At 71.4% G+C, this 7,544-nt stretch carries 6 protein-coding genes; 3 read left to right on the top strand and 3 right to left on the bottom strand.

What is annotated here, in order from left to right; translation table 11 throughout:
- Positions 1-136: 136 nt before the first annotated feature.
- Complete coding sequence (locus ACIF83_RS30530) at positions 137-1,111, bottom strand: carbohydrate kinase family protein (protein ID WP_393466224.1); 975 nt, start codon at positions 1,109-1,111, stop codon at positions 137-139.
- A gap of 130 nt (positions 1,112-1,241) precedes the next feature.
- Here ACIF83_RS30530 and ACIF83_RS30525 point away from each other — a divergent pair, with 130 nt between their 5' ends.
- Together ACIF83_RS30525 and ACIF83_RS30520 are read left to right on the top strand one after the other, a co-directional pair.
- The gene (locus ACIF83_RS30525) at positions 1,242-1,451 is read left to right on the top strand and encodes a hypothetical protein (RefSeq protein ID WP_393466221.1); all 210 of its coding nucleotides are present in this window, start codon (positions 1,242-1,244) and stop codon (positions 1,449-1,451) included.
- A gap of 100 nt (positions 1,452-1,551) precedes the next feature.
- Positions 1,552-3,279, top strand: a complete 1,728-nt coding sequence (locus ACIF83_RS30520) for a hypothetical protein (RefSeq protein ID WP_399731681.1) — start codon at positions 1,552-1,554, stop codon at positions 3,277-3,279.
- 95 nt (positions 3,280-3,374) lie between these two features.
- On the opposite strand, the gene ACIF83_RS30515 is transcribed toward ACIF83_RS30520, so the two are convergent.
- On the bottom strand, positions 3,375-3,731 hold the full coding sequence (locus ACIF83_RS30515) for an iron-sulfur cluster assembly accessory protein (RefSeq protein WP_111002424.1): 357 nt from the start codon (positions 3,729-3,731) through the stop codon (positions 3,375-3,377).
- 273 nt (positions 3,732-4,004) lie between these two features.
- Between ACIF83_RS30515 and nadA the strand changes: the two genes are divergently transcribed.
- Entirely contained in the window at positions 4,005-5,189 is a 1,185-nt protein-coding gene (gene nadA, locus ACIF83_RS30510) for a quinolinate synthase NadA (RefSeq protein ID WP_393466215.1), read from the top strand.
- Between the two features lie 34 nt (positions 5,190-5,223).
- On the opposite strand, the gene ACIF83_RS30505 is transcribed toward nadA, so the two are convergent.
- Complete coding sequence (locus tag ACIF83_RS30505) at positions 5,224-7,476, bottom strand: PQQ-binding-like beta-propeller repeat protein (protein WP_399731677.1); 2,253 nt, start codon at positions 7,474-7,476, stop codon at positions 5,224-5,226.
- Between the last annotated feature and the right edge of the window lie 68 nt (positions 7,477-7,544).

The following is a 7,544-nucleotide window of genomic DNA, read 5'->3' as shown; positions in this document are numbered from 1 at the left end:
CCCGCTGGGGGGGGGGGGGTTTCCCCCCCCCCCCCCGCCGCGTTGGGGGCCCCCCCCCCCCCCCCCCCGCTCGAGCGAAGCCGAGAGTGGGGGAGCGACCAGCCCCCTCGCGCCCGCACCCGAAGGAACGGCGCCCTCAGCCCAGGTGAGCCCGGACTTCCTCGGCGGCCTCGTCCCCGTACGCCTTGGTGAACCGGTCCATGAAGTGCGCCCGCCGCAGCTGGTACTCCTGCGTCCCCACCGTCTCGATGACGAGAGTCGCCAGCATGCAGCCGACCTGCGCCGCGCGCTCCAGGGAGACGCCCCAGGCCAGGCCGGAGAGGAAGCCGGCGCGGAAGGCGTCGCCGACACCCGTGGGGTCGGCCTTGCGCTCCTCCTCCGCGCAGCCGACCTCGATCGGGTCCTGGCCGGCCCGCTCGATGCGCACGCCCCGCGAGCCGAGGGTGGTGACGCGGTGGCCGACCTTGGACAGGATCTCGGCGTCGGTCCAGCCGGTCTTGGACTCGATGAGCCCCTTCTCGTACTCGTTGGAGAAGAGGTAGGTCGCCCCGTCCAGCAGTATCCGGATCTCCTCGCCCTCCATACGGGCGATCTGCTGGGAGAAGTCGGCGGCGAAGGGGATGTTCCGGGAGCGGCACTCCTCCGTGTGGCGGAGCATCGCCTCCGGGTCGTCGGCGCCGATCAGGACCAGGTCGAGGCTGCCGACGCGCTCGGCGACCGTCTGCAGCTCGATGAGGCGGGCCTCGCTCATCGCGCCGGTGTAGAAGGAGCCGATCTGGTTGTGGTCGGCGTCGGTGGTGCACACGAAGCGGGCGGTGTGCAGGGTCTCGGAGATACGGACCGAGTCGGTGTCCACACCATGGCGGTCCAGCCAGGCGCGGTACTGGTCGAAGTCGAAGCCGGCGGCTCCGACGAGGATGGGCTTGGTCCCGAGCTGACCCATGCCGAAGGCGATGTTCGCGCCGACGCCGCCCCGGCGGACGTCCAGGTTGTCGACCAGGAAGGAGAGCGAGACCGTGTGCAGCTGGTCCGCGACGAACTGGTCGGCGAAGCGGCCGGGGAAGGTCATGAGGTGGTCGGTGGCGATGGAGCCGGTGACTGCGATGCGCACGACAGGCATTCTCCTGCGGGAGGCTGGATTGACAGTTCACGCTACCCGTTCATGGGCAGCCACTGAAGCTGGCAAAACTACCCGATAGTAGATCTTTCTTCGCGAGGCTCGGCATGCCTACGGTGCCGTCATGACGAACCTCAAGGTCCACTCCTACGCTCCGGCCGATCTCGAGGGCGACCTCGCCTCGCTGCGCGGGGACTGCGCCCGGATGGCCCCGCACTGGACGGTTCCCGAGCACGCCGACTCCCGCCCGGTGCCTCCGTCGCTGATCCACGGGGTGACCGTGCCGAAGAAGTCGGCCCGGCTGCTGGACGCCATGTCGGACTACGGCGACTGACGCCCCGGGCGTACTGCGGGAACCGCACGCTCCCCTCGCTCGTCCCATCGCCGTCCCCCGTGCCGGGGGCGTGGGACACGATCCAGCGAGGAGCGATGCGGTGAACACCGAGCGACCTGAGAATTCCGAGGAGCCCGAGGTCTCCGCGGTCTCCGACGCGGCCGAGAACGCCGAGACTGCCGAGGAGCCCGGGACCTCGGGCGCCTCGAAGGACTCCCAGGTCTCGAAGGAACCCCGGGCCTCGAAGGACCCCCAGGCCTCGGAGACCTCTGACGCCCCTGCGTCTTCCGACGCCTCTGAGGCCTCTGGTGTCTCCGAGGACTCGGGGAGCGGCGAGAGCGCCGGAACCCCGCGCGACGAGGTCGGCGAGATCCGTGAGGTCGGCGAGGTCGGTGACGCCGACACCGGTGAGCGGTCCGGGCGGCGGCGCTCCTCCATGGTCGTCGTCTCGGTCGCCGCGGCCGTCCTGCTGGTCGGGGGCGGGGGCGCGATCCTCGCCGTGAACCACGGTTCGGACGGCCGTACGGGCGTCGGCGGGTCCGGCGGTGGCGGCACTCCCCCGCCCCTCGTCCTGGACGGCTGGGCGCAGGGCGGTACGGGCGACATCGCACCGGGTGAGCCGGATCCGTACGGGGCGACGTACGTGACCGCGGCGAAGCTGGCCGACGGTCCCGGCTCGGCGCCGGTGTACGCGCCGAAGGGCGAGGTCGGCAAGGACGACGTGGCCCGGCTGGCCAAGGCCCTCGGGATCGACGGCACACCGGTGGCCGAGGGGCCGAGCTGGCGGGTCGGCGGCAAGGACGGCTCCGGGCCGACGCTCCAGGTGACCAAGGACGCCCCGGGCAGCTGGACCTTCAGCCGGTACGCGCCCGGCACGGACAACTGCAAGAAGGTCACCGTCTGCGCGCAGGACCCGGGCGCTCCGGCGGGCGAGCCGGTGAGCGTGGCGGTCGCCGAGAAGACGGCGGCGCCGGTACTGAAGGCGCTCGGGCAGGACGACGCGAAGGTCGACGCGAGCCAGATCATGGGCGCCCAGCGGGTGGTCAACGCCGATCCGGTGGTGGGCGGGCTGCCCACGTACGGCTGGACGACCGGTCTGACCGTCGACAAGCAGGGGGACGTCGTCGGCGGCCACGGGCTGCTGGTGGCGCCCGCCAAGGGAGACACGTACCCCGTGCTCGGCGCGGAGAAGACGCTGGCGCTGATGAACTCCGCACAGAAGCACGGGCACCGGATGGGCATCGGCGGCTGCGCGAGTCCCGTCCCGCTGAAGAACCGGCTGGAGCAGCCGTGCGGCACGTCCACGACGGCACCCCGGGCGGCCACGGTCACCGTGGAGAAGGCGGTGTTCGGGCTGGCCGCGCACTCGGTCGCCGGGCGGCAGACGCTGGTGCCGTCCTGGCTGTTCGCGGTCCGGGGTACGGCGGCGCGGGGCGCCTTCACGGTGACGTATCCGGCGGTGGACCCGAAGTACCTGACCTCGCCTTCGGACTCGGCGCCGTCCCCGGAGCCGTCCTCGCCGTCCTCGGCGCCGAAGACGCATGACGTGAAGGTCGACGGCTACACCGCCGACGGCCGCGAGCTGAACGTGAGCTTCTCGGGCGGGGTGTGCGCCGACTACAGGGCGTCGGCGAAGGAGAGCGCGGACCGGGTGACGGTGACGGTGACCGAGAAGGTCTGGCCGGACAAGATCTGTGTCGCCATGGCCAGGTTCTACGTGAAGACCGTACGGCTGGACGCGCCGCTGGACGGCCGGAAGGTGGTCGGCCCGGACGGGGCGCAGATCCCGAAGGCGAAGGCCGGCGCGCTGCGGCCGCAGGCCCGCTGACGCCCCTGGACACACGAAGGCGGCGACCCCCTCGGAGGGGGTCGCCGCCTTCGTCGTCGGGCTGTGACCGGCTCAGCCGTCAGGCTGTGGCCGGCTTAGCTGAAGGAGTCGCCGCAGGCGCAGGAGCCCGTCGCGTTCGGGTTGTCGATCGTGAAGCCCTGCTTCTCGATCGTGTCCACGAAGTCGATGGTGGCGCCGCCCAGGTAGGGAGCGCTCATGCGGTCGGTGACGACCTTGACCCCGCCGAAGTCCTTCTCCACGTCGCCGTCGAGCGAGCGCTCGTCGAAGAAGAGCTGGTAGCGCAGGCCGGAGCAGCCGCCGGGCTGGACGGCGACGCGCAGGGCGAGGTCGTCACGGCCTTCCTGGTCGAGCAGGGCCTTGACCTTGGACGCTGCGGCGTCGGTCAGAACGATGCCGTCGGTGACGGTGGTGGTCTCGTCCGATACGGACATCTACATCTCTCCCGGGTTGTACGGAGACTGCTTGCCGACCAGTGCAACCGGCGTTTCCGCGGATTCATTCCGGGCCGGGCGTTCGCGTGGTCGCGTTTTTCGTTCCGACCTCATGCTCGCACATGCCCGAGAGGGCGGACAGCAGCCCGAAGAGGGAGCCGAGGGACCCGGGCGGGATTCACGTCACATCGACGCTATGGCCGTCGTCAAAGTGACGTGAACCAGTTATGATAGATAGTGTCAGTTGGACGAAAAGTAGAAAGGGTGCGTGACGTGACCACCGCCCAGACCCCGGAGCTCGACGTACAGCCGTCCCCGCTCGCCCTCCTGCTTCTCGGCCGGGAGGCCGACCCGAAGAGCGAGCGGGGCGTCGAGTGTCCCGGCGACCTGCCCTCGCCGTCCGACCCCGACCTGGTCGAGCGCGCCCGCGCGGCCAAGGAGAAGCTCGGCGACAAGGTCTTCGTGCTCGGCCACCACTACCAGCGCGACGAGGTCATCCAGTTCGCCGATGTCACGGGCGACTCCTTCAAGCTGGCCCGGGACGCGGCCGCGCGCCCGGAGGCCGAGTACATCGTCTTCTGCGGTGTGCACTTCATGGCCGAGTCTGCGGACATCCTGACGTCCGACGCCCAGAAGGTCGTCCTGCCGGACCTGGCCGCCGGCTGCTCGATGGCCGACATGGCCACGGCCGAGCAGGTCGCCGAGTGCTGGGACGTGCTGACCGAGGCAGGCATCGCCGAGCAGGTCGTGCCGGTCTCGTACATGAACTCCTCGGCCGACATCAAGGCGTTCACCGGCAAGCACGGCGGCACCATCTGCACCTCGTCGAACGCCAAGCGTGCCCTGGACTGGGCTTTCGAGCAGGGTGAGAAGGTCCTGTTCCTGCCCGACCAGCACCTGGGCCGCAACACCGCGGTGCGGGACATGGGCATGTCCCTGGACGACTGCGTGGTCTACAACCCGCACAAGCCGAACGGCGGTCTGACGGCCGACGAGCTGCGGGCCGCGAAGATGATCCTGTGGCGCGGCCACTGCTCGGTCCACGGCCGCTTCAGCCTGGACTCGGTGAACGACGTGCGCGAGCGCATCCCGGGCGTGAACGTCCTGGTCCACCCCGAGTGCAAGCACGAGGTCGTGGCCGCGGCGGACTACGTCGGCTCGACGGAGTACATCATCAAGGCACTGGAGGCCGCTCCCGCCGGCTCCAAGTGGGCCATCGGCACCGAGCTGAACCTGGTCCGCCGCCTGGCGAACCGTTTCGCTCCCGAGGGCAAGGAGATCGTCTTCCTCGACAAGACGGTCTGCTTCTGCTCGACCATGAACCGCATCGACCTGCCCCACCTTGTCTGGGCCCTGGAGTCCCTGGCCGAGGGCAGCCTGGTCAACCGCATCGAGGTCGACAAGGAGACGGAGGCGTTCGCCAAGCTGGCGCTGGAGCGGATGCTGGCGCTGCCGTAGCCGTCCGACGGAGTCCGGCGTCGGCGTGCGTCCGTCATGTCGACGCCGGTTTCCGTTCGGGGTGGGCCGGATCCACTGTGAAGAGCGTGCCGTCGGGCGTCGTCACCACCAGGGAACCGCCGTTGACGAACAGCTCCGGCGAGCTGTAGTCGCCGCTCAGCACCCTGCCCGCGCGGGGATGGGACTCCCACAGCAGGTGCCCGGTCCGGGCGTCGAGGGCCGCGACCCGGCCGCTCGCGCTGTACATGAACACGCTGCTCCGCTTGTCCGCGACCGGCGCGGCCGGCTGCTCAAGGGTCGTCGCGGTCTGCCACACGCCCTTGCCGGTCACCGGTGAGACGGCGCTCATCCGGCCGTCCGAGGCCGCGAAGCAGAGCACTCCGTGCACCATCGCCGCCCGACCCAGGTGTTCCTCGGACAGGGTGCGGGTCTCGCGGGTGCCGGTGCGCGGGTCGATCACCTCGACGCGGGCGTACGGGTTGTCGCTCGCCGTCGGGTCGTCGATACGCCTGCCCACATAGACCAGCCGTCCGTCCAGGGTTCCGGCGTAGTCCGCGACCACCGAGGGTGCGGTCGCCAGCCGCCGCGTGGAACCGTCCGCCGGATCGACGGCGATCAGCCGGCGCTGGGCGCCGGAGGCGGTGTGGTAGCCGGTGCAGTCCGCATACAGGCCGTCGCCCGCACCGAGGAAGTCGCAGTGGTATCCGCCGGCCGGCAGGGGCATCGTCCAGCGCGCGGCGCCGTCGCGCGGGGAACGGGCGGTCACGGTCAGGCCGTCCGGCGTGAGGACCAGGCCACCCACGAGCGTGGGGGACGCGCTCCCCACCCTTGTCGGGCGGGACCACAACCGCTGTCCGCTGTCGGCGCCGAACGCGACGACGGAGGACGCCGTGAGGTTGGCCGCTGTGTTCAGGACGCTCTGGTGCACGAGCACGACGCCCTCGTGCACCCCGATGATCCTGCTGTCGAAGTTGTCGCGGTCGAGCCCCGGCGGCTGGGTGTCGGCGCGCCAGAGCATGCGGCCGGTGACGGCGTCGACGCGGACCGGCAGGGTCCCGTTGCCCCCGCAGTAGACCGAGCCCCCGTCCAGCATGCAGGACGGCTGCTCGGCGGGGTCGGACCCGTTCGTCGGCGCCGAGGGACGCTTGACGCCGAGGGCGGCGACCGCGTCCAGCGTCGTCTGCCAGGGGCGCCAGCCCGCCGGGAGGGCGCCCCATCGGGTGGTCGCCGGGTTCGGTGTGCGGCTCGCCCCGCTCCCCTCGCCGCCCTTGAGCGGCCCGAGCAGAACGGCCATGACCGCGGCGACCAGCACACCCACCACCCCGGCGGCGTAGGGCAGCCGACGACTGCGTGCCCGGGGCGTGGGGGCCTCGGGTGCGAACGCGGCCTCGGCGGGGACGCGTCGGGCGGCCGACGGAGGGCGGGTCGGTTCCGGGTTCCGAGGACGTTGTGGAACGGTCCGGGACTCGCCGTCGGGCTGCTCGGGCAGGGCAGCCGCGAACTCCGCGGACAGGGTGTCCAGGGCGGGGCGGGCGGTCGGGTCCTTGGACAGGCAGCGGGACAGGATCGTGCGCAGCGGCTCGGTGACGACCGCCAGGTCCGGATCCTCGTTCATCACCCGGTACGCCGTCAGATACGGGTTGTCGGCGTCGAAGGGGCCGCTTCCGGTCGCTGCGAAGACGACCAGCGCGGCGAGCGAGAAGACGTCGGACGCGGGGCCCGCCGACCGGGCATCCGTGAGCTGCTCCGGAGACATGAACGGCGGGGTGCCCATCATGTGCCCGGTCTCGGTCAGCGCCTGGTTCTCCGCCGCGCGCGAGATGCCGAAGTCGATGACCCGAGGGCCGTCGTCGGCCATCAGCACGTTGGCCGGTTTGAGGTCGCGGTGCACGACCCCGGCCCGGTGGATGTCGCGCAGCGCCTCCACCAGGCCGAGGACGAGCCGTCGTAGCTCGGCGCCGCGCAGCGGGCCGTCGGCGCGGATGTCCGCGGAGAGCGAGCGGCCGGGGACGTACTGGGTGGCCATCCAGGGCCGGGGCGCCTCCGGGTCGGCGTCCACGACCGGTGCGGTGAAGGCGCCGCTCACCTTGCGGACGGCGGCGATCTCCTGCCGGAAGCGGGCCCGGAAGACCGGGTCCTCGGCGTACTGGGCGTGGACGACCTTGACGGCCACCTCGCGGCCCGACCGGGCCCTCGCCCGGTAGACCACCCCCATGCCGCCGGCCCCGAGCCGGTCGACGATCCGGTATCCGCCGAGCGACCCGGGGTCACCCTCGTGCAGCGCCACCGCCCCGTTCCCCCTCCCCCGAAGAGCAGTTCCTGATCACAGGATAGGAAAGCCCGGTGAGGGAGGGG

This window comes from Streptomyces sp. NPDC085866 (assembly GCF_044541035.1).
Classification (GTDB): domain Bacteria; phylum Actinomycetota; class Actinomycetes; order Streptomycetales; family Streptomycetaceae; genus Streptomyces.
Note: the sequence above shows the minus strand (reverse complement) of the source record. Positions and strands in the feature narration are given on the sequence as shown.